Raw genomic sequence first — 25,221 nt, 5'->3', positions numbered from 1 at the left:
ATACGTCACCCAAAAGAAAAGGGCCGGCAAGCCGGCCCCCGATCTCAACTGATGCCGAAAACGCTTATGCGCTTTCCTTCGGCGTCAGAACCTGGCGACCGCGATACATGCCGGTCTTCAGGTCGATGTGGTGCGGGCGGCGCAGTTCGCCGGAGTTCTTGTCTTCAACGTAGGTCGAACCCTTCAGAGCGTCTGCGGAACGGCGCATACCGCGCTTGGACGGGCTCGTTTTTCTTTTCGGTACAGCCATTTCACTAACTCCACTTATCGGGCAAACACATCCACGGGCCACCGGACGGGCGACAGGGACATGTCTTTATCTCGGAAATTGGGCCGGCTTATACACAGCTAATTCCCGCTTGACCAGTCCCCGGGCTTTTTTTTTCGATTCCGGCGGTCAAACCTCGTCTTCGGGCACGATCCACGGCTCGGCAAGCGCCGCCGCCTGCCACGCCTGCCAGGCCGGATGCGCCTTCATGCGCGCCATATAGGCGAGGACCGTCTCGTCACGGGTCAGGCGATAGGTCTCGAACCGGTTGACGACGGGGGCATACATCGCGTCGGCGGCAGAGAAACCGCCGAACAGGAACGGCCCGCCCGAACGCGCAAGCGCCGTCTTCCAGATCGTCTCGATGCGGGCGACGTCGTCCATGACGCCCTCCGGCAGGTCGATTTCGGCCGGCTTGCGACGGATGTTCATCGGGCAGGCGCCGCGCAGCGCCCGGAAGCCGGAGAGCATTTCCATCGCGATCGCCCGCGCCTCGGCACGCGCTGCGCTGTCCTTCGGCCAGATGCCGGCATTCGGAAAGAGTTCGGCGACATATTCGATGATCGCCAGCGATTCCCACACCCGCACCGCGCCATGGTGCAGCACCGGCACCCGCCCCGTCGGCGAGATCTTGCTGAATTCCGGATTGCCGGCGGGAAAGTCGAAGGGGATGACCTTGTCCGTGAACGGCACGCCGGCCGCCGTCATGGCGATCCAGGGCCGGAAGGACCAGGAGGAATAGTTCTTGTTGCCGATATGGAGGATGAGGTCCGACATGGTGTTCCCGCGCGTTTCTGAGATGGCCGGAACCCTAGGCCTTCACCGCTCCCGGCGCCAATGAAAAGGCCTGAACTCACTCATAAAGGCACTTGATATATTCGCCCGAGCGGCTGGCGCGCCGCTCGATGAGGCGGGCGAGGCGCTGCAGGCCGCGGCCCGGCTTTCCGGCGTTGCGTTCGTAGGGATTGGGTAGCGAGACGGCGAGAAGGGCGGCCTGACGGCGCGAGAGCTTGGCGGCCGGCACCTTGAAATGGTGCTGCGCGGCGGCCTCGATGCCGTAGATGCCGGGTCCCCATTCGGCGATGTTGAGGTAGATCTCCATCAGCCGCTTCTTGCTCCAGACGAAATCCGCGGCGACGGCGAGCGGCAGTTCCATCGCCTTGCGCAGGAAGGAGCGGCCGTTCCACAGGAAGAGGTTCTTGGCCGTCTGCATGGGGATCGTGCTGGCGCCGCGCGTCTGCTCGCCGGCCAGCGCCTCGTTGACGACGGCGCGCATCTCGCCCCAGTCGACCCCGCCGTGACGGCAGAACTGACCATCCTCGGACATCATGACCGCCTGGACAAGGTTGGGCGAAATCTCGTCGAACTCCACCCATTGCCGGTCATAGCCACGCAGGAGCACGAGGTCGCGCAGCATCAGCGTGGAGACCGGGCGGATGAAATCGACCGTGTAGAGCAGGATCAGCGCATAGGGCAGCGCCACGACCGCAATGACCACGAGCACGAGCCGCTGCCAGGTCCGGCGAAGCCGGCTCATCCAACCGTCCTTCTCACCGGCCCCTGCCTCCGTTTTGCCCGCATCTGCGCGTGTTTCCGGTACGATGTCCAAGAGCCGGCGTGTCCTTCCGTCGTTGCGCCTTCATATCGTCCCGGCTCGCCAAAAACCAGTCTGCGCCGCGATTCTTTGAAGCAGCGCGGGCATGGCCGTTGCTTCGTCCGGGAGGCCATGCCAAAGAGCGGCCATGAGCGAACGTCACCAGGAATTCCAGTCCCTCCTGAAGGGCAATGCCGAGGCAGTGGAAACGCTGCTGGCGGGCCTCTTGTCCGGCACCGTCGAGGCGGACGAGATCGCCCGGCCCGAACGGCTGCTCGCCGCCATGCGCCACGGCGTGCTCAACGGCGGCAAGCGGCTGCGGCCCCTCCTCGTCATCGAATCCGCCGCGCTCTTTGCGGGTGTGGAGCGCATGGCGGCGCTGCGCGTCGGCGCCGCGCTCGAATGCATCCACTGTTATTCGCTCGTGCATGACGACCTGCCGGCCATGGACGACGACGACCTGCGCCGCGGCCAGCCGACCGTGCACATCGCCTTCGACGAGGCGGCCGCGATCCTTGCCGGCGACAGCCTGCTGACGCTCGCCTTCGATATCGTCGCGGCGCCCGAAACCCGCCTGCCCGACGCCACCAAGACGGCGCTGGTGCTGGCGCTCGCCCGCGCCGCCGGCATCGGCGGCATGGCCGGCGGCCAGGCGCTCGACCTTGCGGCCGAGAGCGAAGCGCCGGACGAGGCCGGCATCGTGACGCTGCAGGCGATGAAGACCGGCGCGCTGCTGCGCTTTGCCTGCGAGGCCGGCGCGATCGTTGCGGGCGCCTCGGCCGGGGAGCGCCTGACGCTGCGCCGCTACGGCGAGACGGTGGGCCTCGCCTTCCAGATCGCCGACGACCTGCTCGACCTTACCGCCGATGCCGCGACCATGGGCAAGGCGACCGGCAAGGATGCCGATCGCGGCAAGGCGACGCTGGTTTCCCGGCGCGGCCAGGCCTGGGCGGAAAACCGCCTGCGCGACCTCGTGGCCGAGGCCGAGGCGCTTCTCGCGCCGTTCGGCCATCGCGCCGGCATCCTGATCGAAACCGCCCATTTCATCGCCAATCGCAGGAACTGACACCATGAGCAAATTCTGGTCGCCGATCGTCGCCACGCTCAAGCCCTATGTCGCCGGCGAGCAGCCGCGCATTCAAGACCTCATCAAGCTCAACACCAACGAGAACCCCTACGGTCCGTCGCCGAAGGCGATCGCCGCCATGCAGGAGGCCGTCGCCGACAGCCTGAAGCTCTATCCGGACCCGACCGCGCAGGCCCTGCGCCAGTCGATCGCCCGGTTCCACGGCGTGGAGGCGGAGGAGGTGTTTGTCGGCAACGGTTCGGACGAGGTGCTGGCGCATGCCTTCGCGGCGCTCCTCAAGCACGACAGGCCCCTCCTCTACCCGGATATCACCTACAGCTTCTACCCGACCTATTGCGGCCTTTTCGGCATCGAGGCGCAAGAGATTGCGCTGAAGGACGATTTCACCATCGACCTCTCGGACTATGACCGCCCGTGCGGCGCGATCATCCTGCCGAACCCGAACGCGCCCACCGGCATCGGCCTGCCGCTTGCCGCCATCGAGACGCTGGTGGCCGGGCATCCGGACCAGCCCGTCGTGGTGGACGAGGCCTATATCGACTTCGGCGGCGAGAGCGCGATCCCGCTGACCCGCAAATACGACAACCTGCTCGTGGTCCACACGCTGTCGAAGTCCCGCTCGCTGGCGGGCCTGCGCGTCGGCTACGCCATCGGCCGCCGCCCGCTGATCGATGCGCTGGAGCGCGTAAAAGACAGCTTCAACTCCTATCCGCTCGACCGCATCGCCCAGGCCGGTGCCGCGGCCGCCATCGACGATCGCGAATGGTTCGACGAGACGCGCGGCAAGGTGATCGAGACGCGTGAACGCGTCACCGGGGCGCTGCGCCAGCGCGGCTTCGAGGTGCTGCCCTCGCAGGCGAATTTCGTCTTCGCCCGGCATCCGGCCGTGAGCGGCGAGGCGCTGGCGAAGGGCCTGCGCGAGCGCGCCGTGCTGGTGCGCCACTTCGCCAAGCCGCGGATTTCCGATTTCCTGCGCATCACCATCGGCACGCCCGAGGAATGCGACCGGCTGATCGCGGCGGTCGAGGAGATCGTCTGAGGCTTAGGGCCGCCGGTTATTCGGCGGCCGCCTGGCCCTGGCCGTATCGCTTCTCGATATAGTCGTTGACCAGCGTCTCGAATTCGCCGGCGATGTCGGTGCCGCGCAGCGTCATGGCCTTCTTGCCGTCGACATAGACGGGGGCGATCGGCAGTTCGCCGGTGCCGGGCAGGGAGATGCCGATATCGGCATGCTTGCTTTCGCCCGGGCCGTTGACGATGCAGCCCATGACCGCGACCTTCAGCCCCTCGACGCCAGGATATTTCTCCCGCCAGACCGGCATGTTCTTGCGAATGTCGTCCTGGATCTTCTGGGCGAGTTCCTGGAAGACCGTGGAGGTGGTGCGCCCGCAACCCGGACAGGCGGCGACGACGGGGGTGAACTGGCGGAAGCCCATGACCTGCAGCAGCTCCTGCGCCACCTGCACCTCGCGGGTGCGGTCGCCGCCGGGCTCGGGCGTCAGCGAGATGCGGATCGTGTCGCCGATGCCCTGCTGCATGAGGATGCCGAGCGAGGCGGAGGAGGCGACGACGCCCTTCGTGCCCATGCCGGCCTCCGTGAGGCCGAGATGCAGCGCATGGTTCGAGCGGGCCGAGAGCATCGCATAGACCGCGATGAGGTCCTGCACGTTGGAGACCTTCGCCGAGAGGATGATGTGGTCGCGGGCAAGGCCGATCTCCTCGGCAAGCTCGGCGGACAGCAGCGCCGACTGGCAGATCGCCTCGCGCATCACCTGCTGGGCGGTCAGCGGAAAGCCCTTGTCCTGGTTCTCGTCCATCAGCCGGGTCAGCAGTTCCTGGTCGAGCGAGCCCCAGTTGACGCCGATGCGCACCGGCTTGTCGTGTCGGATCGCCGTCTCGACGATGGCGGCGAACTGCCGGTCCTTCTTGTCCTTGAAGCCGACATTGCCCGGATTGATGCGGTATTTCGCCAGCGCCTCGGCGCAGGCCGGGTGGTCGGCGAGCAGCTTGTGGCCGATATAGTGGAAGTCGCCGACGAGCGGCACGTCCATGCCGAGGCGCAGGAGGCGCTCGCGGATCTTCGGCACCGCCGCCGCGCTCTCGTCGCGGTCGACCGTGATGCGCACGATCTCCGAGCCGGCACGGTGAAGGGCGGCGACCTGCGCCACCGTCCCGTCGATATCGGCCGTATCCGTATTGGTCATCGACTGCACGACGACGGGCGCCCCGCCGCCGACGAGCACGCCGCCGACATCGACGCCGACGGACCGGCGCCGCGGCTTCGGTTCATAGTCGAAGGAGAAGGACATTGTGGAGCCTCTTGCTCGAAAACCGGCCGCGCACGGCATCGCTCGCCCGGCCTTTGCCCTCAGGTGGATCAGGAAACGGGGCTTGTCAACCGTGGGGACCGGAACGCGCGACGATTTGATCGTCGCGCGTTCCGTGCTCAGAGGCGTTCGCGCACATCCGCATGCACGGCATGATGCGACAGCAGCAACACGACGACGAAGAGCGCCGGCAGCAGGGTGAAGATGATGGAAAAGCCGGTATGCTCGGCGATGAAGCCGATGACGGAAGGCGCGAAGAGCGCGCCGGAATAGCCCATGACCGTCGCGACGGAGAGTGCGACCCCTTGCGCGAAGCCGGGCAGGTTGCCGGCGGCGGAAAAGGCGATGGGCACCATGTTGGAAATGCCGATGCCGCAGATGGCGAAGCCGAGCACCGCCACGAAGGCATTCGGCGCCATGCCAGATATGACCATGCCGACCATCGCCATGACCGTGCAGAAGCGCAGCGTCTTCACCGCGCCGAAGCGGTCGCGCACATGGTCGCCGGCAAAGCGCATGGTGGCCATGGTAAGCGAGAAGGCGCCGAAGGCGAGGCCGGAAACCGCCAGCGAGGCACCGAGTTCGTCGCGCATGTAGAGCGCGCCCCAATCGAGGATCGCGCCTTCCGGCACCATGGAGAACAGCGCCATCAGGCCGATCAGCCAGGGCAGCGGCGTCATCGGCAGGCGCACCTTGGCACGCTCCTCGCTCGGATGCGGCGCATCGTGCAGCACGAAGGGCCAGAGGAAGGCGAGCATGACGACGCCGAGCACGGTGAGCAGCACGGCATGGCCCATCACGCCGATCATCTCGATGAGGACGCCGCCGGTCGCCGCGCCGAGGAAGGCGCCAAGGCTCCAGAAGGCGTGGCAGGACGACATGATCGCCCGCCGCATGGACCTTTCGACCTCGACCGCATTGCCGTTCATCGCCACGTCCATCGCGCCCATCAGGCCGCCGAAGAGGAAGACGGCGAGGGCCCCGAGCGGGACGGTCGTGGTCACGGAGAGAAGGAGCATGGTGGAGAGGAAGAGGACCGCGGCGCCCTTGACGATGCGCATCGTGCCGTAATGGGCGATCAGGATGCCGGCGACCGGCATCAGCACGAGCGAACCGATGCCGAAGCACATGATCATCAGGCCGAGGCCGGATTCGGAGAGCGACAGGCGGCCGGCGAATTCCGGAATTTTGGGCGCCCAGGCGCCGGCGAACATGCCGTTCAGCAGGAAGAGGCCGGAGACGGCGAGCCGCGTCGGCGGAAAATAGGCCTTCGCGAAGGGGGTGCCTTTGATGGCGTTTTCGGGCGTGGTCATGGGAGGTCCGTTTCAGGATGCTGGGAGGGGCCTATCCGGCCCGCAGGATATCGATGCCGGTGGCGGCGAGCACCGCCGCCTCGGCCGCGCCCGCATCCGCCTCGATCACGGCGCTGGCCACGCGCGAGAGCGGGATGACGGAATAGGGCGCTGCGGTGAAAAGCTTGTCGTTGGTGACGATGACGATCACCGTCCGGCTGCGCGAGGCGACGAAGCGCTTGAACTCGGCCTCCTCGAAGGTGTCGGCGGTGACGCCGGCTTCCGGGTCTATGCCGCAGACGCCGAGCACCAGCACGTCCGGCCGCAGGACCTCGGCATCGCGCATCGCCTTGGCGCCGATCGCGGCACCCGAGCAGGCGTCGATCAAGCCGCCGAGCTGGATCGTCGCGATGTCGCGCTCGAGCAGCGCGGCGGCGATCGCCGGTCCGTTGGTGGCGACGGTGAGGCCTGCCCTCGCCGGCAAGGCGCGGGCGAGGGCCACATTGGTGCTGCCGGCATCGAGGAAGACGGTCGCGCCGGCGGGCACGAGGCCGGAGGCCGCGCGGGCAAGCGCCGCCTTGCGCTCTCCGGCGATCCCCATGCGCTCGTTCATCGTGGTGGAGGCGTGCGCCATGCGCAAGGCGCCGCCATAGACCCGGCGGCAGAGGCCGGAGGCCGCCATTTCGCGCAGGTCCCTCCGGATCGTGTCTTCCGACACGCCCAGTTCCTGCGCCAGTTCCGCCGCGATCACCCGCCCCGAATGGTCGAGCCGCGCGCGGATCAGCTCTTGCCGTTCCCCGAGGAGAAGAAGGTCCTGTCCCAACATCGCCGAATCCAATCATGCACGATTGCGTAGCAATGCGCATGAATCGGCATGAACGTCAATGAACAGGGACGATCACGATTGATTGCCGGGCAAAACGCGGGATTCCGGGACGGCTCCGCAATCCCTTGCGGCCACCGCTCCTCAGGCGTAGGCGAAATCCGTGGTCTTGCCGACCAGTACGGCGCGCAGTTTCTCAAGCGCGCGATTTTCGATCTGGCGCACGCGCTCCTTGGAAATGCCGAGCACGGCACCGAGTTCCTCGAGCGTCGCGCCGTTTTCCGCCAGCCGCCGGGCGCGAATGATCTTCATCTCACGCTCGTTGAGCTGGCCGAGGGCGGCCTGCAGCCAATGGTGACGCCGCTCGCCGTCGATGCTGCCTTCCGCCTGCTCGTCGGGGAGGGGAGCGTCGCTGGTGAGGAAATCGAGCCGGTTCGAACCCTCGCCCTCGGCGGAGGAGATCGGCGCCTGGAGCGAGACGTCGGAGGAGGACAGGCGGGCATCCATGGTGCGCACGTCCGCGGTGCTGACGCCGAGCGCGGCGGCGATCTCCTGGTGCATCGCCTCGGCGGTCAGATGCGTATCACCGCGGGCGAGCCGGGCGCGCAGGCGCCTGAGGTTGAAGAAGAGCGCCTTCTGGGCGGAACTGGTGCCACCGCGCACGATCGACCAGTTGCGCAGCACGTAATCCTGGATCGAGGCACGGATCCACCAGCTGGCATAGGTGGAAAAGCGCACCTGCCGCTCCGGCTCGAAGCGGGCGGCCGCTTCCAGAAGACCGATATAGCCTTCCTGCACGAGGTCGCCGAGAGGCAGGCCGAAGTTCCGGAACTTCCCCGCCATCGAGACCACCAGGCGCATATGCGCCATGGCGATACGGTTGCGGGCTTCCTGATCCTTGTTGTTCTTCCAGGCCTGGGCCAGCGCCTGTTCCTCGTCGCGCTCCAGATAGGGGGCGGACATCGCGAGCTTGATCATGCGGCGGTCTGCGGTCGTCGTAGCCATGGCGGGTCTCTCCACGTAAACCGAACCGGTGCAAGGCGGCGTGTTGCCGCGCCGCCTTGCACCCTGCGTGAGGACGACGTTTGGGAACGGCCGACGGATCGCTCGAAAATGGCTTTCAGGCAAATAAAATGGGCAAACCATCCGTGCGGCCGCCCGAAGCCGGTCGTCCTCGCACGAGGAAACGGACGGCTTCCGGAAAAGTTCCCATAAAAAAACCCGGCTGTTGCCAGCCGGGCTTTAAAATCGAAAGGGGTGCCCTAGATCAGGCCGCCTCGTCCTGCGAATCGTCCTCTTCGATGGCCTTGCCGCGCTTGGGACCCTTGGCGAGGTTCGTCTCGACGAGGCGGACGGCCTCGGTTTCCGACATCTTGTTGACGGCGGCGATTTCCCGCGCCATGCGGTCGAGGGCAGCCTCGTAGAGCTGGCGCTCGGAATAGGACTGTTCCGGCTGGTTTTCCGCGCGGTAGAGGTCGCGGACCACTTCGGCGATCGAGATCAGGTCGCCCGAATTGATCTTGGCATCGTATTCCTGCGCACGGCGCGACCACATGGTGCGCTTCACGCGGGCCTTGCCCTGGACAACCTTCAGCGCGCGATCGACGAAATCGGTCTCCGACAGTTTGCGCATGCCGATCGAAACGGCCTTGGCAACCGGCACCTTGAGACGCATCTTGTCCTTTTCGAAATCGATGACAAAGAGCTCAAGCTTCATGCCGGCGACTTCCTGCTCCTCGATGGCCACGATCTGGCCGACACCGTGAGCGGGATAGACGATCGATTCACCGGTCTTGAAGCCCTGGCGCGTGGAAGATTTCTTCTGCTGGGTCGTCATTCTGTTCAAATACTCCCTGTTACGCTCCCGGCATGGCCGGGTGGGTCCGGGGACCCGGGAAAGACGGGGGGCACCGTTGCGGTGTCACCACTCTGGTCCGTCCGCCAAGCGCAAAAAAGGTCCCCGGCGACGCGTTCACATTCTAGCAACCGGAGCTGCCTATGGGAGGTGAGCGGCGTCGAGGGATCGTTTGCTTTCGTGGTGGTGTTCGGGCACGCGAAATGCCGCGATGTGGATCAGTATCCGGACCCTATCACAAAAAAGTGCCGAAATCAATAATTTGCTTCGCATGGGTCATCAAGCCTGTCCCATCGCCTTTTGGCGGGAGCACGCTTTTTTCCCCAGCTTCGGCCGCCGCCCGTGCGGCGATCAATCGCCCTGGCCCGGATTGGGAGAGAAGTACTTCTCGTACTTGCCTTCCTCGCCGTCCATTTCCTTCGCCTCGGGCATCGCGTCGCGCTTGACCGTGATGTTCGGCCAGATGGCGGCGAATTCCGTGTTGATCTTCAGCCACTTGTCGAGACCCGGCTCGGTATCCGGCTTGATCGCCTCGGCGGGACATTCCGGTTCGCAGACACCGCAGTCGATGCATTCGTCGGGATGGATGACGAGGAAGTTCTCACCCTCGTAGAAACAGTCGACCGGGCACACTTCCACACAGTCCGTGTACTTGCAGCGGATGCAGTTGTCGGTCACGACATACGTCATGAGGAACTCCAGAATCGTCATAAGGCGGCTGCGGACGAGACCGCCCGCCGCCGCGGTATCCGTCACGCGATCGGCCTGCCGGACAGGAGAGACCGCGCGCACGAAGGGCCGTCCGGAGGCTGAGGTAAAGGCTTTGCGGGCGGTTTGCAAGCGTAATACATGCGCCGCCGGGCGCATGCGAGGTATAGAATTCTAATCGTCGCCGCCGCCGGGAAAACCGTGCAGGCGGTCGGTTTCGCGGCGTTCCCGCTTGGTGGGCCGGCCGGTGCCGCGCTCGCGCGTCGCCTGTTCGAAGAGCGAGCGCTCCTCGCGCGGCAGCGGGGGCGGCGTCATGTCGCTGTAGAGGAGACGGGCTTCCTCGTAGGGCCCGCGACGCTCGCCGGGCCGCAGCACCTTCACGACCATGTCGTGCCGGTCGAGCGAGAGCGCCACGACATCTCCCGGGCGCACCATGTGCGAGGGCTGGCGGACATTCCGGCCGTTGACGCTGACATCACCCGCTTCCACGGATTTCGCCGCCAGCGAGCGGGTTTTGCGCAGCCGCGCGAAGAACAGCCACTTGTCGATGCGCTGTCGCGCCTGACCTGCCGGCTGTTCCTCGTCATGCGCCATCGGCTTACTTCTTCATCTGCTCCTTGAGCGCGGCCAGCTTGGCGAAGGGCGAATCCGGGTCGATCGGCTTTTCCTTGCGAGGCGGCCGGGCCTCGAATTTCGCCTGCTGCGGCTTGCCGCCGCGCTCGTTACGCTCGGGGCGATGCTCGCCACGATCCGGGCGATTGCCGCCCTGCGGCTTTCCGTCGCGGCCCTTGGCCTGGTCGGGGCGGCCGCGGCCGCCCTCGCGTCGCTCGCCGCGTTCGCCGGCCGGCTGGCCGCGATGGCGATCACCCCCGCGGCGTTCGCCCTGACCCTGACGATCCCCCTGGCGGTCGCCGCCGTGACGGTGGCCCTGGCGCTGGTTGTCGTGGCGCGAGCCCGGGCGCCAGAGCAGAACCGGCTTGGCTTCGACCGGCTCGCCTTCGGCGGCGGCTTCTTCCGCTGCCGGCGCTTCCACGGCCTCGGCGGCTGGGGCCTCGACCGGGACGACAGCCGAGGCCTCGGCGACGGCAGCCGGAGCTTCGCTTTCACCCTCGGCGGCATCGACGTCGTGTTCGTCGGCGGTTTCCGCGCTGGTCTCGGCCGGCGCTACGGCAGTGGCATCGGCCGGAGCCGGGGTCGCCGCGGCGAGATGGGCGGCAGCCTCTTCGGCCTTCACGCTGTCGGCGCGGTAGCCGAGGCCCTTGAGGATCTCTTCCATGTCGTCCGGCGTCGCGCCAAGGATGGAGAGCATGGCGGTCGTCGCCATGAAGCGGCGGCCGTCATAGGCGCCCTCGGGGCGTGGCGTGCCCGGCTTCCACTGCAGCAGCGGGCGGATGAGATCGGCGAGGCGCTCCAGGATATCGATGCGCACGGCCCGCTTGCCGAGGAAGCGGAAGCCGGCGAGCTTGTAGAAGGCGCGTTCGAAGCTCGGATCGGTGACGACGGAGGTACGGCCGGCGGCGAGCACCGGGATGAGGTCGCCGTAGCCCGGCTTGTCGAGGCCGTCGTTCTTCAACGCCCAGAGCAGCGTGATGAGCTCGGCCGGAGCCGGCTTCAGGAGCGCCGGCATGAAGATGTGGTAGGCGCCGAAGCGGATGCCGTGCTTGCGGATCGAGGCGCGGGCCTCCTGGTCGAGCGACTTGACGTCCTCCGCCACGTCGCGGCGGAAGAGCACGCCGAGGTTCTCGACGAGCTGGAAGGCGAGCCCCTTGGCGAGGCCCTGCAGATCTTCCGCGCGCGAAAGATCGTCGAGCGGCTTCAGCACGGTCGCGATGTGATGGTTCACGAAACGCTCGATGCGGGCGGCGACGTGGTCGCGCGCATTGCCGGTCAGCTGCTCGTCGGAAAGCAGGATGACGCGCGGACGCATGACGTGGTCGCTCGCCGCAAGGCGCGCGACGGGGTCGCCGAGCCAGCGCACCGTGCCGTCGGAGCCGAGCGCGAGATCGCCGTTGCCGGCGGCATGCAGGCGTGCGGCCCGAGCTTCGAACTCCAGCGCGAGCGCCTTCTGCGCAGCCGCCTGCACGGCCTTCGCATCGGGACCTTCCGTTCCGGAGGCCAGCGTGAACCGGAAACCGGCCAACTGCCCGACATGATGTCCCTCTACGAAGACATCGCCATTCACACTGATTTCAGCTTCCAGCATCGCATTCTCTCTCAGGCGCTTCATGAGCACAGATGTCCTGCGATCAACAAAGCGTTTCGTCAACCGTTCATGTAGCGCATCGGACAATCGGTCTTCGATTTCCCGCGTCTTTTCCTGCCAGTGTGTCGGATCGGCAAGCCATCCGGGCCGATTCGACACATAGGTCCACGTCCTTATCTGTGCGATTCGTGCCGAAAGCGTGTCGATCTCCCCATCGGTTCGATCCGCGCGGCGCACCTGATCGCCCAGGAAGTCCTCGTTGACCGTACCGCGCCTTACAAGGTCCGCATAGAGCGTGGAGATGAGGTCGGCGTGCTGGGCGGGGGTGATGCGCCGGTAGTCGGGAAGCGCACAGGCCTCCCAGAGCTTTTCGACCCGCTCCGGCGTCGTCGTGAGGTCGCGGACGTCGGGATAGCGCGACAGCTGCTCCAGCGCCTGCTGGTCGACGGCCGGCAGCGCCCGCGTCAAGCCGCCTATCGGCGGCGGCGCGTCGAGCGACTGGCGCAGCGCCGAAAGGGAGGAATAGTCGAAGCGGGTGGTGCGCCATTGCAGCACGCGCACGGGGTCGAACTGGTGCGTCTCGATGCGCTTGACCAGCTCGTCGTCGAAGGGATCGACCCGGCCCGTCACGCCGAAGGTACCGTCGCGCAGGTGCCGGCCGGCCCGGCCGGCGATCTGGGCGAGCTCCGCCGGGTTGAGGTTGCGGAACTGGTAGCCGTCGAACTTGCGGTCCTGCGCGAAGGCGACATGGTCGACGTCGAGGTTGAGGCCCATGCCGATCGCGTCGGTGGCGACGAGATATTCGACGTCGCCTTCCTGGTAGAGCGCAACCTGGGCGTTGCGGGTGCGTGGGCTAAGCGCGCCGAGCACGACGGCGGCACCGCCGCGCTGGCGGCGGATCAGCTCGGCGATCGCATAGACCTCGTCGGCCGAGAAGGCGACGATGGCCGTGCGCTGCGGCAGGCGGGTGATCTTCTTGGAGCCGGCATAGAAGAGCTGCGACAGGCGCGGGCGCTCGATCACATGGATGCCGGGCAGGAGCTGCTCCAGGATCGGCTTCATGGTGGCGGCGCCGAGCAGCAGCGTCTCGTCGCGACCGCGCAGATGCAGCACCCGGTCGGTGAAGATGTGGCCGCGTTCCAGATCGCCGGCAAGCTGCACCTCGTCGATCGCGACGAAGGCGGCGCGCGTCTCGCGCGGCATGGCCTCCACGGTGCAGACCGAATAGCGCGCCATATGCGGCGTGATCTTCTCCTCGCCGGTGACGAGCGCCACATTGTGCTGGCCGACCTTGTCGACGAGGCGCGTATAGACCTCGCGCGCCAGGAGGCGCAGAGGCAGGCCGATAACGCCCGTCTCATGAGCCACCATGCGTTCGATTGCGTAGTGGGTCTTGCCCGTATTGGTCGGGCCGAGCACCGCGGTGACCCCGCGGCCGCTCAAGATCATGGGTGCTTGCGACAAGTCACGCCCCGGCAGGTTTCATCTCCGCCGGACGCGTCCGGCAGGCAACAGATGCCCATCGGGGACGGCAATGGCAAGGGCCAAGGCGAAATGCGCCGGTTTTCTCCAGCCTTTGCGGCCCGCGCGGAACAGCCTGCGAACGAATCGGAGACGAATCGCTGACTCGGGATGATTCAGGGTTTGTTCACCACGAAGGATGGGCGGTGGCTCCGGTCAGACCGGATGGTCATGGTCGCGCAGGTCCGCCCCGTCCCAGCCGCCGCCGGCCTCGTAGAGCGGGAAAACCTCTTCCGTGAGATACGGCCCGCCGCCGACCGATTCCTTCGAGGACATCAGCACGAAGCGGTTCACCGTGAAGGGGGCGGTACCGAAGTTGCCGCGGCCGGAGAGGTAATGGGCGACGTCCTCGGTGCGGGCGTTGCGCAGGCGGGCGAGCGTGACGTGGGGCGTGAACTTTCGCGGATCGGCGGGAAGGCCGAGGCGCTGGCAGATGCGCTCGATCTCGCCCTGGAGGGCGTACATTTCCGGCGCCTGCGTCACGCCGGCGAAGATGGAATGCGGCTTCTTCGAACCGAAGGAGCCTATGCCCGACAGCGCGAGCTGGAATTCCGGGCGCTCGATGCGGTCGAGCTTGTCGACAACCTCGTCGGCGGTGCGCCCGTCGATATCGCCGATGAAACGCAAGGTAATGTGGAAGTTCTCGACATCGATCCAGCGGGCCCCGGGAAGTCCGCCTCTCAGTAAGGAGAGGCTCATGGCAGCATTGCGCGGCACTTCGAGGGCGACGAAAAGTCTCGGCATAGCGACTTCTCCCTGCTGGAATGTACTGTCAGCGAATCACGCAACGGATTTTTGCGCAACCCTTATTTCGCACCCACGAAAACTACTCCTTCGCCGGTATCGATTTGATGAACGCTTCGGCGGCCGGAAGCATCGTCGCCACCATTACGTCCACCCCTTCCGAATTCGGATGCATGCCGTCTTCCAGCTGCAGGTTCGCCTTGGTGACGACCCCGTCGAGGAAGAACGGATAGAGCGCGACACCGTGCTTTTCCGCCATGCGCCGATAGATGCCGTTGAAGCGCGCGCCATAGTCGGGGCCCATGTTCGGCGGGGCCAGCATGCCGGCGAGCAGCACCGCGATACCGCGTTCCTTGAGCCGCGCCAGCATGGCGTCGAGGTTCTTCTCCGTCTGTTCCGGCGCAATGCCGCGCAGCGCGTCGTTGGCGCCGAGCTCCAGGATTACGCCCTGCGTGCCCTCGGGGATCGACCAGTCGAGCCGGGCAAGGCCGCCGGAACTCGTGTCGCCGGAAACGCCGGCATTGGCGATCTCGACCTCGTAGCCCTTATCGCGCAGCGCCTTTTCCAGCTTCACGGGAAAGGCGTCCGCCGCGGGCAACTGGTAGCCGGCCATCAGGCTGTCGCCGAAGCCGACGAGCTTCACAGGCTCCGCCCGGGCGGCATTCACGGATAACAAAGCTGTGATTGCAAGTGAGGCGAAAAATCCAAGCGCCGCTTTAAACGACATGTCGCTGATCCTAGATTGCTGGCATTCCAGTTGCTTCAAGACATATAGGGCAGAATTCCTTGGCCAAAACCATCATCGATCTCAAAAAAGCCGATCTCACCCTCGGCCGGGCGGCCGCCTCCGTGCATGTGCTGAAGGGGATCGACCTTGTCATCGATGGCGGCGAATCGGTCGGAATCGTCGGCCCGTCCGGCTCCGGCAAGTCGACGCTCCTGATGGTGCTGGCCGGGCTCGAACGGCTGGACAGCGGCGAGATCCATATCGACGGCGCGGGCCTGCACGGCATGACCGAGGACCAGGTGGCCGATTTCCGCGGCCGCAATATCGGCATCGTCTTCCAGTCCTTCCACCTCATTCCCAACATGACGGCGCTGGAGAACGTCGCGGTGCCCCTGGAGCTTGCCAATGTGCGCGACGCCTTCGAGATCGCCCGGCGGGAACTGACGGCGGTCGGTCTCGGCGAGCGCCTGTCACACTATCCGGGCCAGCTTTCGGGCGGCGAGCAGCAGCGCGTGGCGATCGCCCGGGCGCTGGCGCCCGCGCCGAAACTGCTGATCGCCGACGAGCCGACCGGCAACCTCGACACCGAGACCGGCCGGCAGATCGCCGATCTTCTCTTCGCCAAGCAGGCCGAGCGCGGCATGACGCTGGTGCTGGTAACGCACGATCCGGCGCTTGCCGCCCGGTGCAGCCGGCAGGTCACCATGCGCTCCGGCGAGATCGTCTCCGGTGCGGCGCCCGTCAAGGCGGCGCTGGCCGAAACGGTGCCTGCATGAGGATCGGCACGGTCCTCAGGCAGGTTCCGCTGGCGCTCCGCCTGGCGCTGCGCGAAATGCGCGGCGGCCTCAAGGGCTTCTACATCTTCCTTGCCTGCATCGCGCTCGGAACGGCGGCGATCGCCGGCGTCAACTCGGTGTCGAGCGCCATCACCCAGGCGATCGCCTCGCAGGGGCAGAGCCTGCTTGCCGGCGATGTGCGCTTCGAGTTCAACAACCGGTTCGCGACGCCGGAGGAATTCAGGCATTTCCAAAGCCTTGGCGATGTCTCGCTGTCCTCCAGCCTGCGCTCCATGGCGCGTCTGCCGGACGGCTCCGACCAGACGCTGGTCGAGGTCAAGGGCGTCGACGGCGCCTACCCGCTCTACGGCACGCTGGAGACCAGCCCGCAGCAGCCCTCCGCCACGCTCTTCGCCAGGGAGGGCGAGAGCTACGGCGCGGTCGTCGCGCCGCTGCTGCTCGACCGGCTCGGCATCGCCGTCGGCGACAAGATCCTACTCGGCACGGCCAGGCTGAAGGTGACGGCGACGCTGGTGCGCGAGCCGGACGCCGTTTCGGAAGGGTTCGGCTTCGCGCCGCGGCTGATGATCTCGGAGGAGGCCATGACGGCGAGCGGCCTCGTGCAGACCGGCAGCCTCGTGGAGAACGCCTATCGCATCCGGCTCGCCGATACCGGCCTGTCGCTCGCGAAGGTGCGGGCCGACGCCACGAAGGCCTTCCCGCAGGCCGGCTGGTCGATCCGCACCTCCAACAGCGCCGCGCCCTCGCTCACCAACAACATCACCCGTTTCTCGCAATTCCTGACGCTGGTCGGCCTGACGGCCCTGATCGTCGGGGGCGTCGGCGTGGCGAACGCCGTGCGCGCCTATCTCGATTCCAAGCGCTCGGTCATCGCGACCTTCAAGTGCCTCGGTGCGCCGGCCTCGCTGGTCGCGCTGGTCTATCTCGCGCAGATCGCGCTGATCGCCGCGGTCGGCATCCTGATCGGCCTTGTCGCCGGCGCGCTGATGCCGCTGGTGGCGATGCGCTTCCTCGACGGCGTGCTGCCGGTGCCGGCGGAAGCGACGATCTATCCCTCGGCGCTGCTGCTCGCCGCCGTCTTCGGCCTCCTGACGGCGCTCGCCTTCGCGGTCCTGCCGCTCGGCCACGCCCGCGAGGTGCCGGCGACGGCGCTCTTCCGCGAGCAGGGTTTCGAGGCCGGACGCCTGCCGAGCTGGCCCTATGTCGCGGGCGCGGCGGCCTTCCTTGCGGCGCTGGCCGGGCTTGCCATCCTCACCGCCTATGACCGCTACATCGCCGTCGTCTTCCTCGGGGCGATCGCCTTCGCCTTCGTCGTGCTGCGCGCCGTCGCCTTGCTGATCACCGCGCTCGCGCGGCGCAGCCCGCGCGTCAATTCACCGTCGCTGCGGCTTGCCATCGGCAATATCCATCGGCCGGGCGCGCTCACCTCCTCCGTCGTGCTCTCGCTCGGCCTCGGCCTTGCGCTTCTCGTCACGCTGACGCTGATCGACGGCAATCTGCGCCGGGAACTGACCGGCAACCTGCCGGAACGGGCGCCGAACTTCTTCTTCGTCGATATCCAGGGCAGCGAGCTCGACGGGTTCCGCACCGTGCTGCAGACGAACATGCCCGACGGCAAGATTATCGAGGTGCCCATGCTGCGCGGCCGCGTCATGGAGCTGAACGGCGTCGAGGTCTCGAAGGTCAAGGTGCCGCCGGAGGGGCAATGGGTGCTGCGCGGCGACCGCGGCATCACCTATGCCAAGCGCACGCCGGAGAATTCGACGCTCGCCGAGGGCGAATGGTGGCCGGAGGACTATTCCGGCGAGCCGCTCGTCTCCTTCGCCGCCGAGGAAGGCCGCGAACTCGGCCTCAGGATCGGCGACAGCGTGACGGTCAACGTGCTCGGCCGCAACATCACGGCGCGCATCGCGAACTTCCGCAATGTCGAATGGGAATCGCTGTCGATCAACTTCGTCATGGTCTTCTCGCCGAACACCTTTGCCGGCGCGCCGCATGCGTGGCTGGCGACGGTGATCGACCCGCAGGCGACGGCCGGGCAGGAGGCGGCGACCCTGAAGGCCGTCACCAACGCCTTCCCGACGATCACCAGCGTGCGCGTCAAGGATGCGCTCGACGTGGTGAACGAACTGGTCGGCCAGCTCGCCACCGCCATCCGCGCGGCGGCTGCCGTCGCGCTCATCGCCTCGATCCTTGTGCTTGCCGGGGCGCTCGCCGCCGGCAATCGGGCGCGCGTGCACGATGCCGTGGTCCTCAAGACGCTGGGGGCGACGCGCGCCACGCTGATCCGTGCCTTCAGCTACGAATATCTGATGCTGGGGCTGGCGACGGCGGTCTTCGCGCTCCTTGCCGGCGGCGTGGCGGCCTGGTTCGTGGTGAGCCGCATCATGATGCTGCCGTCGAGCTTCCTGCCCGACGTCGCCGTCATGACGGTCGTCACGGCCCTCTTCATGACCGTCGGTATCGGCCTTGCCGGCACCTGGCGCATCCTGGGGCAGAAGGCCGCGCCCGTGCTGCGCGAGCTTTGAAACCGGCGGGATCCGAGGCCCCGTAGGGGCCGCGGGTCTTGTACGAGACACAATTCATGCGCATATTGGGCACAGGCAAGCTGGAGCCCCGCAGCGGATGCCCGGATTCCGTGCCGACCTGCGGCAAATAAACGGGAACCCGACACCGTCACCCCGAGGGGGCTTTACGAGAGGAAAACATGGCTGATCTTCGCAACTACCAGACCCGAACGGCCCATGCCGGCGCTCAGGCCGGTGCCGTCATCGACGAGGGCCTGCGCGCCTACATGCTCCGGGTCTACAACCTGATGGCTCTGGGTCTCGCGATCACCGGCGTCGTGGCGTATTTCGCCTCGCAGGCCGCCTTTGCTGACGGCCAGCTCACGAGCTTCGGCCAGGCCATCTATGTGAGCCCGCTGAAGTGGGTCGTGATGCTCGCCCCGCTCGCGCTGGTCTTCTTCCTGAGCTTCCGCATCCACACGATGAGCGTTTCGGCCGCGCAGGCGACCTTCTGGGTCTATGCCGGCCTGATGGGCCTGTCGCTGTCGTCGATCTTCCTGATCTATACCGGCGCCAGCATCGCGCAGACCTTCTTCGTCTCCGCCGCCGCCTTCGGCGCGCTGTCGCTGTTCGGCTACACGACGAAGCGGAACCTGTCCGCGATCGGCTCGTTCCTGATCATGGGCCTGTTCGGCCTGATCATCGCCTCGCTCGTCAACCTGTTCCTGCAGTCCTCGGCGCTCGACTTCGCGATCTCCGCGATCGGCGTCCTGGTCTTCGCGGGCCTGACGGCCTGGGATACGCAGAAGATCAAGGAGATGTATTTCGAAGCCGACGACGTCGCCGTGGCCGGCCGCAAGGCCATCATGGGTGCGCTGACGCTCTATCTCGACTTCATCAACCTCTTCCTGTTCCTGCTGCGTTTCCTCGGCAACCGCGAGTAACGCCGGACACGAAACCCCTCGGCACCGCCGGGGGCTATAGGAAACAAAAAACGGGCCCCGGTTCGACCGGGGCCCGTTTTTTTGTGCAAGGAGCTGGAAGGCCAGCGCGGTCCCGGTTCCCCTGAGCGGCCTGGCGAAGCAGGGGGGATCCGGACCGCGCGCGCTGCGCGCCTTACTCGGCTTCGTTGGCCGGCGCGGCGTTGAGCTGGCCGTACTTTTCCTCGCCGAGCTTGCCGAGCAGCTCCAGCTGGGTCTCGAGGAAGTCGATATGGCCTTCCTCGTCGATCAGCAGCTCCTCGAACAGCTTCATGGTGACGTAGTCACCGGCGTCATGACAGATGTCGCGCGACTTCTTGTAGGCCGTGCGGGCGTCGTATTCGCCGGCAAGATCGGCTTCCAGCACTTCCTTGACGTTCTGGCCGATGCGAAGCGGCGCGACGGTCTGGAGGTTCGGATGGCCTTCGAGGAAGATGATGCGGGCGACGAGCTTGTCGGCGTGCTGCATCTCTTCGATCGACTCGGCGCGCTCCTTCTTGGCGAGGAGCGTGTAACCCCAGTCTTCCAGCAGCCGGTAGTGAAGCCAGTACTGGTTGACGGCACCGAGTTCGAGATAGAGCGCTTCGTTAAGCTGCTCGATGACTTTTTTGTCGCCTTTCAAGGTCCGCTCTCCTGTTTTCTTCATGGAATTGTTTGAGGCGGGTCATGAAATCAAATATCTCGTCATCCGTCGAGTGGCGGCCGGCGTGATACTGCTCGGTCGTGCGGATGATGATGTCGACGACATTGGGGAAACAGCCGCAGCAGCGGCCGCGCTTCTGCATGGCGTGATAGACTTTTGCCGGCACGATGAGCTGCCAACAGTCCTCGTCGAGGAGGCTGTTGATCACGTCAACGATTTCCTTGTCGGTGATGAAGTTGCAGCTGCAAACCAGCATTTCGTCTTGCCTGCCATACGCAAAGTACTGAGTTTCCACGATTAAGCAAAAGGCGACCTTGATTGTCAAGAATGAACAGGTCAGTCCTGCTGACCGATCAATTTAGAGTGATTCTAATCTTGATTAGAAATCTCGTGTTTTCATGGACTTAGACTGCCGGCACCATCGCCCGAAAACGGCAAGGGTGCGGCAAACTGACCGATCACGTTTTGTTAAAAAAGCCGTTGCGGCGGCGGTCTTCCCGGGCCGAAACGCTTTTTCGTCGTCATGTGGACGGTCGAATCGACCGGGAATGCCGTGCGCTCCCGCGTCCGGTGCACGCGGGGCATGCAATTTCGTCCCTCGAAAAACCCTGGAAATCGTCTATATGACGGGCAAAGGAGAGCCCATGGCCCGCATTGACCAGACCGAGGATTGGCGCCATCGCCATGCCCCGACCATCAGCACGTTCGAATCCCTGGCGCTGGAAGCCTATGGCCACCTGCCGGAGGAGTTCCGTGCACTGACCGGCAACCTCATCATCGAGATCTCCGAGTTCCCGAGCGACGACGTCTTCGAGGACATGGCGCTGGAAACCCCGTTCGACCTCTTGGGCCTCTTCGAGGGCCGCGGCATCACCGAGCGCTTCACCGTGGAGACCGGCGAGATGCCGAACCGCATCACCCTCTACCGCCGCCCGATCCTCGACTATTGGGCGGAAAACGAGGAGACGCTGGGCGACATCATCACCCATGTCCTCATCCACGAGATCGGCCACCATTTCGGCCTGTCCGACGACGACATGGAACGCATCGAGGCGAGTGCGGAGATCGCGGCGGGCTGACCCGCACCGCCGCTCCGTCATGGTCCCGCTTGATCCCACCATCCACGCCGCGGACCCGGAGCCTCGCCTCAAGGCCGGGCACGCCGCGTACCGCGTTGCCGCCTATTGCTCGGAAAGCTTGATATCGGGCGTATAATCCTTGCCGGGAACGTCCTTCACCACGGCCTGGCCGCACTGCATCACCTTGGTCTCGGCATTGTAGGCATAGGTCGGCGAACCGTGCAGGTCCCAGCCCTTGTTCAGCGCCAGCGTCACCTTGTGGCAGAACGAGGCGTCGTCGGGACCCGTCAGGAAGCGGTAGACTTTCATGCTTTCTTCTTTCTCTCGTTGATCATGTCGGCCTTGGCGAGGAGGCGCCCGGCCTGGTCGGCGTGAAGCTTCTCCACCATGCGGCCGGCAAGGGAGACGACGGCTTTCCCGGCATTGTCGGGTGCGGCGAAGGCCGAGACGATGGCGAGCGCCTCTGCCGCCTCGGCTTCCGTCACGCCATAGGCCTCGTTGGCGGCGGCGATCTGCGCGGGATGGATCAGCATCTTGCCGTCAAAACCCATCTGACGGCCCTGCCGGCATTCCGCCGCGAAATTCCCGTCGTCGGAAAAATCGTTGAAGACGCTGTCGATGACGTCGAGCCCGCAGGCCCGCGCGGCGACCACCACCTGCAGCAGAAGCGGCACCAGGAACGGCCGGCCGGTAACATCGGCGATACCGGTTTCCTTGCGCAGGTCGTTGAGGCCGACGACGAAGCAATCGAGCCGCCCGCCATGGGTGCGGCCGGTTTCGGCGATGGCGGCGAGGTTGAGGAGGGACGCCGCCGTCTCGATCATCGCCCAGAGGCGCGGCCCTTCGTCGGCGCCCGCCTCCGAAAGCCAGTCGGCGGCGGTGAGGACATCCTGCGGCTCGGAGACCTTCGCCAGCAGCACCGCATCGGGCATGCAATCGAGCACCGCTTCAAGGTCGAGGACCCCGTCCGGCCCGTCGAGCGGATTGATCCGGATGACATGCTCGCGGCCGGAGGCGCGGTTCAGCGTCCTGAAATGTTCGACGAGGGCGGCGCGCGCTTCGGCCTTCTTTTCCGGCAGAACGGAATCCTCGAGGTCGAAGATGACGGCGTCGCAATCGAGCAGGGCCGACTTGGCGAGCGCCCGCGCATTGACGGCGGGAACGCTGAGCACCGAGCGGCGCAGGCGAAGCGGATGGTGGTGCGGTATCCTGTTCATCCGCCCTTTTTGCCGCGCTTTGCCGCGGCCCGCAAGCACCGCCGCATGCAGGACATTGTAACGCAGCAGATCGGCAGGATTCGGCCTTGCAAAGGACAAATTCGCCCCCCACATTCCCTTATAGAGAAAGGGCAAATCAAAATGCAGCGCATCCGCTCCGTCACCTTCACCGTCTTCACCATGCTTGTCGCAGGCGCGACCTTCCTGTTCGCCGCCTCCGTGGGCCTTGCCATCGCCGGCATCGTCGCCGTGCTGATGCTCGGTTCCATGCTCGCCGCCAAGCTTCAGCCGGCCCCGGTCCGCGCCACCGCGCGCAACGACCGCCGTGCGCCCGGCCAGCGCGAACCGCGCATCTGGAACGACGGTCGCGGCACGATCATCGACCTTTAGACAAGGGTCCGCTCCCGAAAGGGACGCCCCGGGCGCCTTTCCGCGCCCGGCATTTGCGTTTCGCGCCCGGTTTTCCGGAAGATTCTCCTTCAAATTCCGGGAAAACTCATCTAAACGCTTGCATCAACCGACATCACCGCATTTCGAGGGTTTTCGCATGGACAAGTTCGTCAAGCTGACCGGCGTCGCCGCGCCGCTTCCCGTCGTCAATATCGACACGGACATGATCATCCCGAAGGACTACCTCAAGACGATCAAGCGCACCGGCCTCGGCAAGGGCCTCTTCGCCGAAGCGCGCTACAATGAGGACGGCAGCGTCAACGAGAGCTTCGTGCTGAACAAGCCGGCCTACCAGAACGCCTCGATCCTCGTCGCCGGCGACAATTTCGGCTGCGGCTCCTCGCGCGAGCATGCGCCGTGGGCCCTGCTCGACTTCGGCATCCGCTGCGTCATCTCCACCAGCTTCGCCGACATCTTCTACAACAACTGTTTCAAGAACGGCATCCTGCCGATCGTCGTCAGCCAGGGCGACCTCGACAAGCTGATGGACGATGCCAGCCGCGGCGCCAACGCCATCCTGACGGTCGACCTGGAAGCCCAGGAGATCACCGGCCCGGACGGCGGCCGCATCGGCTTCGAGATCGACGCCTTCCGCCGCCACTGCCTGCTGAACGGCCTCGACGATATCGGCCTGACGCTGGAAAAGGCGGCCTCGATCGACAGTTTCGAGAAAGAGGCTGCGGTCTCGCGCCCCTGGGCCTGAGACCTTGCGGCGGCTGATCTCCTCCGGCTCTCCCTTCGAAGTGACGGCGGGCTATTCGCGCGCCGTCGTTCAGGGGGACTGGTGTTTCGTATCCGGAACAACCGGTTACGACTATACCACGATGACCATGCCCGAAGGGGTCGAGGACCAAGCGCGCAACTGCCTTGCCACCATCGGCGACGTTTTGCAGGAAGCCGGCTTCTCCCTCGCCGATGTCGTGCGCTGCCACTATTACGTGACCGACGCCGCCTTCGCCGACCGCGTCTTCCCCATCCTCGGCGAAACGTTCAAAATGATCCGCCCTGCCGCAACCATGGTGGTCTGCGACCTCATCCGGCCGGAAATGCTGATCGAGATCGAGGTCACGGCGCTGCGCGCAAGTTAGCCGCAAGGCGGAGCGCCTCGCGCAAAATTCTTTCTTTTCAGCGATTTTCCTTGAACGGAAGTTGCGCTAAGAAGCGCGCGACCATTCCGTGACATCAAGGACAATCCCATGACAGCGCGTACCCTCCTCCTTCTGCCCGGCGACGGCATCGGCCCGGAAGCCATGGCGGAAGTCCGCAAGATCATCGCCTATATGAACGTCGAGCGCGGCGCGGGCTTCGAGACCGACGAAGGCCTCGTCGGCGGCTCGGCTTATGACGCCCATGGCGCGGCGATCTCGGAAGGCGACATGGAGAAGGCGCTGGCAGCCGACGCCGTACTGTTCGGTGCCGTCGGCGGCCCGAAATGGGATGCCGTGCCCTACGAGGTGCGCCCGGAAGCCGGCCTGCTGCGCCTGCGCAAGGACCTGAAGCTCTTCGCGAACCTGCGCCCCGCCATCTGCTACCCGGCGCTCGCCAACGCCTCCTCGCTGAAACCGGAGCTCGTCGAGGGCCTCGACATCCTCATCGTGCGGGAACTCACGGGCGGCGTCTATTTCGGCGAGCCGAAGGAGATCATCGATCTCGGCAACGGCCAGAAGCGCGGCATCGACACGCAGGTCTACGACACCTACGAGATCGAGCGCATCGCCGGCGTCGCCTTCGAGCTGGCGCGCACCCGCAACAACCGCGTCTGCTCCATGGAAAAGCGCAACGTCATGAAGTCGGGCGTGCTGTGGAACCAGGTGGCGACGGAAACGCACAAGCGCAGCTATTCCGATGTCCAGCTCGATCACATGCTGGCCGACGCCGGCGGCATGCAGCTCGTGCGTGCGCCGAAGCAGTTCGACGTCATCGTGACGGACAACCTCTTCGGCGACATGCTCTCCGACGTCGCCGCCATGCTGACCGGTTCGCTCGGCATGCTGCCCTCCGCATCGCTCGGCGCGCCGGATGCCAAGACCGGCAAGCGCAAGGCGCTCTACGAGCCCGTGCACGGCTCGGCACCGGACATCGCCGGCAAGGGCATCGCCAACCCGATCGCCATGATCGCCTCCTTCGCCATGTGCCTGCGTTACTCGTTCAACATGGTCGCCGAAGCCGACAATCTGGAAAAGGCGATCGCCGAGGTCCTCGACAGCGGCATCCGCACCGGCGACATCATGGCCGACGGCTGCCGCCAGGTCGGCACGACGGAAATGGGCGACGCCATCCTCGCAGCGTTCAAGAAGCTCTCGGCCTAAAACCGAACACGAAAAGGCTCCCGGCGGTTTTCCACCGGGAGCCTTTTTCATGCGCGTCCCTTGAAAAGCCGGTTTCCGCCGACACATGGA

27 protein-coding genes are annotated in these 25,221 nt (G+C 65.8%); 10 read left to right on the top strand and 17 right to left on the bottom strand.

All coding sequences use genetic code 11. The annotated features are described in order from the left end of the window. Window positions 1–64 precede the first annotated feature (64 nt). The 3 genes from rpmF to mtgA form a co-directional block, all read right to left on the bottom strand. Complete coding sequence (gene rpmF / locus AB3G45_RS26530; RefSeq protein WP_024271259.1) at window positions 65–250, bottom strand: 50S ribosomal protein L32; 186 nt, start codon at window positions 248–250, stop codon at window positions 65–67. Between the two features lie 147 nt (window positions 251–397). Beyond that, window positions 398–1,045 carry a glutathione S-transferase family protein gene (locus AB3G45_RS26525; protein WP_367833369.1) on the bottom strand — a complete coding sequence of 216 codons (648 nt, stop codon included), beginning with the start codon at window positions 1,043–1,045 and terminating at the stop codon, window positions 398–400. 76 nt (window positions 1,046–1,121) lie between these two features. Then, a complete protein-coding gene (gene mtgA / locus AB3G45_RS26520) occupies window positions 1,122–1,805 on the bottom strand; it encodes a monofunctional biosynthetic peptidoglycan transglycosylase (RefSeq protein ID WP_367833368.1) in 684 nt (227 codons plus the stop codon). Window positions 1,806–2,010: 205 nt separating this feature from the next. Between mtgA and AB3G45_RS26515 the strand changes: the two genes are divergently transcribed. Both AB3G45_RS26515 and hisC read left to right on the top strand, forming a co-directional pair. Continuing rightward, window positions 2,011–2,928, top strand: a complete 918-nt coding sequence (locus AB3G45_RS26515) for a polyprenyl synthetase family protein (RefSeq protein ID WP_367833367.1) — start codon at window positions 2,011–2,013, stop codon at window positions 2,926–2,928. A 4-nt stretch (window positions 2,929–2,932) separates the two neighbouring features. Then, window positions 2,933–3,988 carry a histidinol-phosphate transaminase gene (gene hisC / locus AB3G45_RS26510; protein ID WP_367833366.1) on the top strand — a complete coding sequence of 352 codons (1,056 nt, stop codon included), beginning with the start codon at window positions 2,933–2,935 and terminating at the stop codon, window positions 3,986–3,988. Window positions 3,989–4,004: 16 nt separating this feature from the next. Here the strand turns inward: hisC and ispG are convergent, their stop codons facing one another. The 10 genes from ispG to AB3G45_RS26460 all read right to left on the bottom strand — a co-directional run bounded on the left by ispG (window position 4,005) and on the right by AB3G45_RS26460 (window position 15,149). Then, complete coding sequence (gene ispG, locus AB3G45_RS26505; RefSeq protein ID WP_367833365.1) at window positions 4,005–5,258, bottom strand: flavodoxin-dependent (E)-4-hydroxy-3-methylbut-2-enyl-diphosphate synthase; 1,254 nt, start codon at window positions 5,256–5,258, stop codon at window positions 4,005–4,007. 137 nt (window positions 5,259–5,395) lie between these two features. Continuing rightward, a complete protein-coding gene (locus AB3G45_RS26500; protein WP_367833364.1) occupies window positions 5,396–6,589 on the bottom strand; it encodes an MFS transporter in 1,194 nt (397 codons plus the stop codon). Between the two features lie 31 nt (window positions 6,590–6,620). Next, window positions 6,621–7,394 carry a DeoR/GlpR family DNA-binding transcription regulator gene (locus AB3G45_RS26495; RefSeq protein ID WP_367833363.1) on the bottom strand — a complete coding sequence of 258 codons (774 nt, stop codon included), beginning with the start codon at window positions 7,392–7,394 and terminating at the stop codon, window positions 6,621–6,623. 141 nt (window positions 7,395–7,535) lie between these two features. Next, window positions 7,536–8,396: an RNA polymerase factor sigma-32 gene (locus AB3G45_RS26490; RefSeq protein ID WP_367833362.1), complete on the bottom strand. Its 861-nt coding sequence runs from the start codon at window positions 8,394–8,396 to the stop codon at window positions 7,536–7,538. A gap of 262 nt (window positions 8,397–8,658) precedes the next feature. Further along, complete coding sequence (locus tag AB3G45_RS26485) at window positions 8,659–9,228, bottom strand: CarD family transcriptional regulator (protein WP_119257839.1); 570 nt, start codon at window positions 9,226–9,228, stop codon at window positions 8,659–8,661. Between the two features lie 369 nt (window positions 9,229–9,597). Beyond that, window positions 9,598–9,936 carry a ferredoxin FdxA gene (gene fdxA, locus AB3G45_RS26480; RefSeq protein ID WP_367833361.1) on the bottom strand — a complete coding sequence of 113 codons (339 nt, stop codon included), beginning with the start codon at window positions 9,934–9,936 and terminating at the stop codon, window positions 9,598–9,600. Between the two features lie 192 nt (window positions 9,937–10,128). Beyond that, complete coding sequence (locus AB3G45_RS26475; protein WP_367833360.1) at window positions 10,129–10,548, bottom strand: RNA-binding S4 domain-containing protein; 420 nt, start codon at window positions 10,546–10,548, stop codon at window positions 10,129–10,131. Between the two features lie 4 nt (window positions 10,549–10,552). Further along, a complete protein-coding gene (locus AB3G45_RS26470) occupies window positions 10,553–13,606 on the bottom strand; it encodes a helicase-related protein (protein ID WP_367833359.1) in 3,054 nt (1,017 codons plus the stop codon). Window positions 13,607–13,834: 228 nt separating this feature from the next. After that, on the bottom strand, window positions 13,835–14,422 hold the full coding sequence (gene thpR / locus AB3G45_RS26465) for an RNA 2',3'-cyclic phosphodiesterase (protein WP_367833358.1): 588 nt from the start codon (window positions 14,420–14,422) through the stop codon (window positions 13,835–13,837). Window positions 14,423–14,504: 82 nt separating this feature from the next. Then, window positions 14,505–15,149: an arylesterase gene (locus AB3G45_RS26460; protein ID WP_367833357.1), complete on the bottom strand. Its 645-nt coding sequence runs from the start codon at window positions 15,147–15,149 to the stop codon at window positions 14,505–14,507. Between the two features lie 59 nt (window positions 15,150–15,208). On the opposite strand from AB3G45_RS26460, the gene AB3G45_RS26455 reads away from it, so the two are divergent. The 3 genes from AB3G45_RS26455 (at window position 15,209) to AB3G45_RS26445 (ending at window position 19,397) form a co-directional block, all read left to right on the top strand. Further along, window positions 15,209–15,925, top strand: a complete 717-nt coding sequence (locus AB3G45_RS26455) for an ABC transporter ATP-binding protein (protein WP_367833356.1) — start codon at window positions 15,209–15,211, stop codon at window positions 15,923–15,925. Continuing rightward, on the top strand, window positions 15,922–18,474 hold the full coding sequence (locus tag AB3G45_RS26450) for an ABC transporter permease (protein ID WP_367833355.1): 2,553 nt from the start codon (window positions 15,922–15,924) through the stop codon (window positions 18,472–18,474). The genes AB3G45_RS26455 and AB3G45_RS26450 overlap by 4 nt, the downstream gene beginning before the upstream one ends. Before the next feature lie 179 nt (window positions 18,475–18,653). Beyond that, window positions 18,654–19,397 (top strand): Bax inhibitor-1/YccA family protein, encoded by a 744-nt coding sequence (locus AB3G45_RS26445; RefSeq protein WP_367833354.1) that lies wholly within the window; start codon window positions 18,654–18,656, stop codon window positions 19,395–19,397. Between the two features lie 172 nt (window positions 19,398–19,569). Here the strand turns inward: AB3G45_RS26445 and bfr are convergent, their stop codons facing one another. Both bfr and AB3G45_RS26435 read right to left on the bottom strand, forming a co-directional pair. Then, window positions 19,570–20,055: a bacterioferritin gene (bfr, locus tag AB3G45_RS26440; protein WP_367833353.1), complete on the bottom strand. Its 486-nt coding sequence runs from the start codon at window positions 20,053–20,055 to the stop codon at window positions 19,570–19,572. Next, the gene (locus tag AB3G45_RS26435; protein ID WP_367833682.1) at window positions 20,021–20,332 is read right to left on the bottom strand and encodes a (2Fe-2S)-binding protein; all 312 of its coding nucleotides are present in this window, start codon (window positions 20,330–20,332) and stop codon (window positions 20,021–20,023) included. Before AB3G45_RS26435 ends, bfr begins: the two co-directional genes overlap by 35 nt. 388 nt (window positions 20,333–20,720) lie before the next feature. On the opposite strand from AB3G45_RS26435, the gene AB3G45_RS26430 reads away from it, so the two are divergent. Next, complete coding sequence (locus tag AB3G45_RS26430) at window positions 20,721–21,155, top strand: metallopeptidase family protein (protein WP_367833352.1); 435 nt, start codon at window positions 20,721–20,723, stop codon at window positions 21,153–21,155. Window positions 21,156–21,257: 102 nt separating this feature from the next. Here AB3G45_RS26430 and AB3G45_RS26425 read toward each other — a convergent pair whose 3' ends face one another. Beyond that, a complete protein-coding gene (locus AB3G45_RS26425; RefSeq protein ID WP_367833351.1) occupies window positions 21,258–21,464 on the bottom strand; it encodes a DUF1737 domain-containing protein in 207 nt (68 codons plus the stop codon). Further along, entirely contained in the window at window positions 21,461–22,372 is a 912-nt protein-coding gene (locus AB3G45_RS26420) for a CoA ester lyase (protein ID WP_367833350.1), read from the bottom strand. Before AB3G45_RS26420 ends, AB3G45_RS26425 begins: the two co-directional genes overlap by 4 nt. Window positions 22,373–22,552: 180 nt before the next feature. Between AB3G45_RS26420 and AB3G45_RS26415 the strand changes: the two genes are divergently transcribed. The 4 genes from AB3G45_RS26415 (at window position 22,553) to leuB (ending at window position 25,131) form a co-directional block, all read left to right on the top strand. Continuing rightward, the gene (locus AB3G45_RS26415; RefSeq protein ID WP_245290181.1) at window positions 22,553–22,762 is read left to right on the top strand and encodes a hypothetical protein; all 210 of its coding nucleotides are present in this window, start codon (window positions 22,553–22,555) and stop codon (window positions 22,760–22,762) included. Window positions 22,763–22,919: 157 nt separating this feature from the next. Further along, on the top strand, window positions 22,920–23,525 hold the full coding sequence (gene leuD / locus AB3G45_RS26410; protein ID WP_367833349.1) for a 3-isopropylmalate dehydratase small subunit: 606 nt from the start codon (window positions 22,920–22,922) through the stop codon (window positions 23,523–23,525). Window positions 23,526–23,529: 4 nt separating this feature from the next. Continuing rightward, window positions 23,530–23,910, top strand: a complete 381-nt coding sequence (locus AB3G45_RS26405) for a RidA family protein (protein WP_367833348.1) — start codon at window positions 23,530–23,532, stop codon at window positions 23,908–23,910. 108 nt (window positions 23,911–24,018) lie between these two features. Continuing rightward, window positions 24,019–25,131 carry a 3-isopropylmalate dehydrogenase gene (gene leuB, locus AB3G45_RS26400; RefSeq protein WP_367833347.1) on the top strand — a complete coding sequence of 371 codons (1,113 nt, stop codon included), beginning with the start codon at window positions 24,019–24,021 and terminating at the stop codon, window positions 25,129–25,131. Window positions 25,132–25,221: the final 90 nt, after the last annotated feature.

The sequence above is a fragment of the Shinella sp. S4-D37 genome (genome assembly GCF_040812195.1).
GTDB lineage: Bacteria > Pseudomonadota > Alphaproteobacteria > Rhizobiales > Rhizobiaceae > Shinella.
Note: the sequence above shows the minus strand (reverse complement) of the source record. Positions and strands in the feature narration are given on the sequence as shown.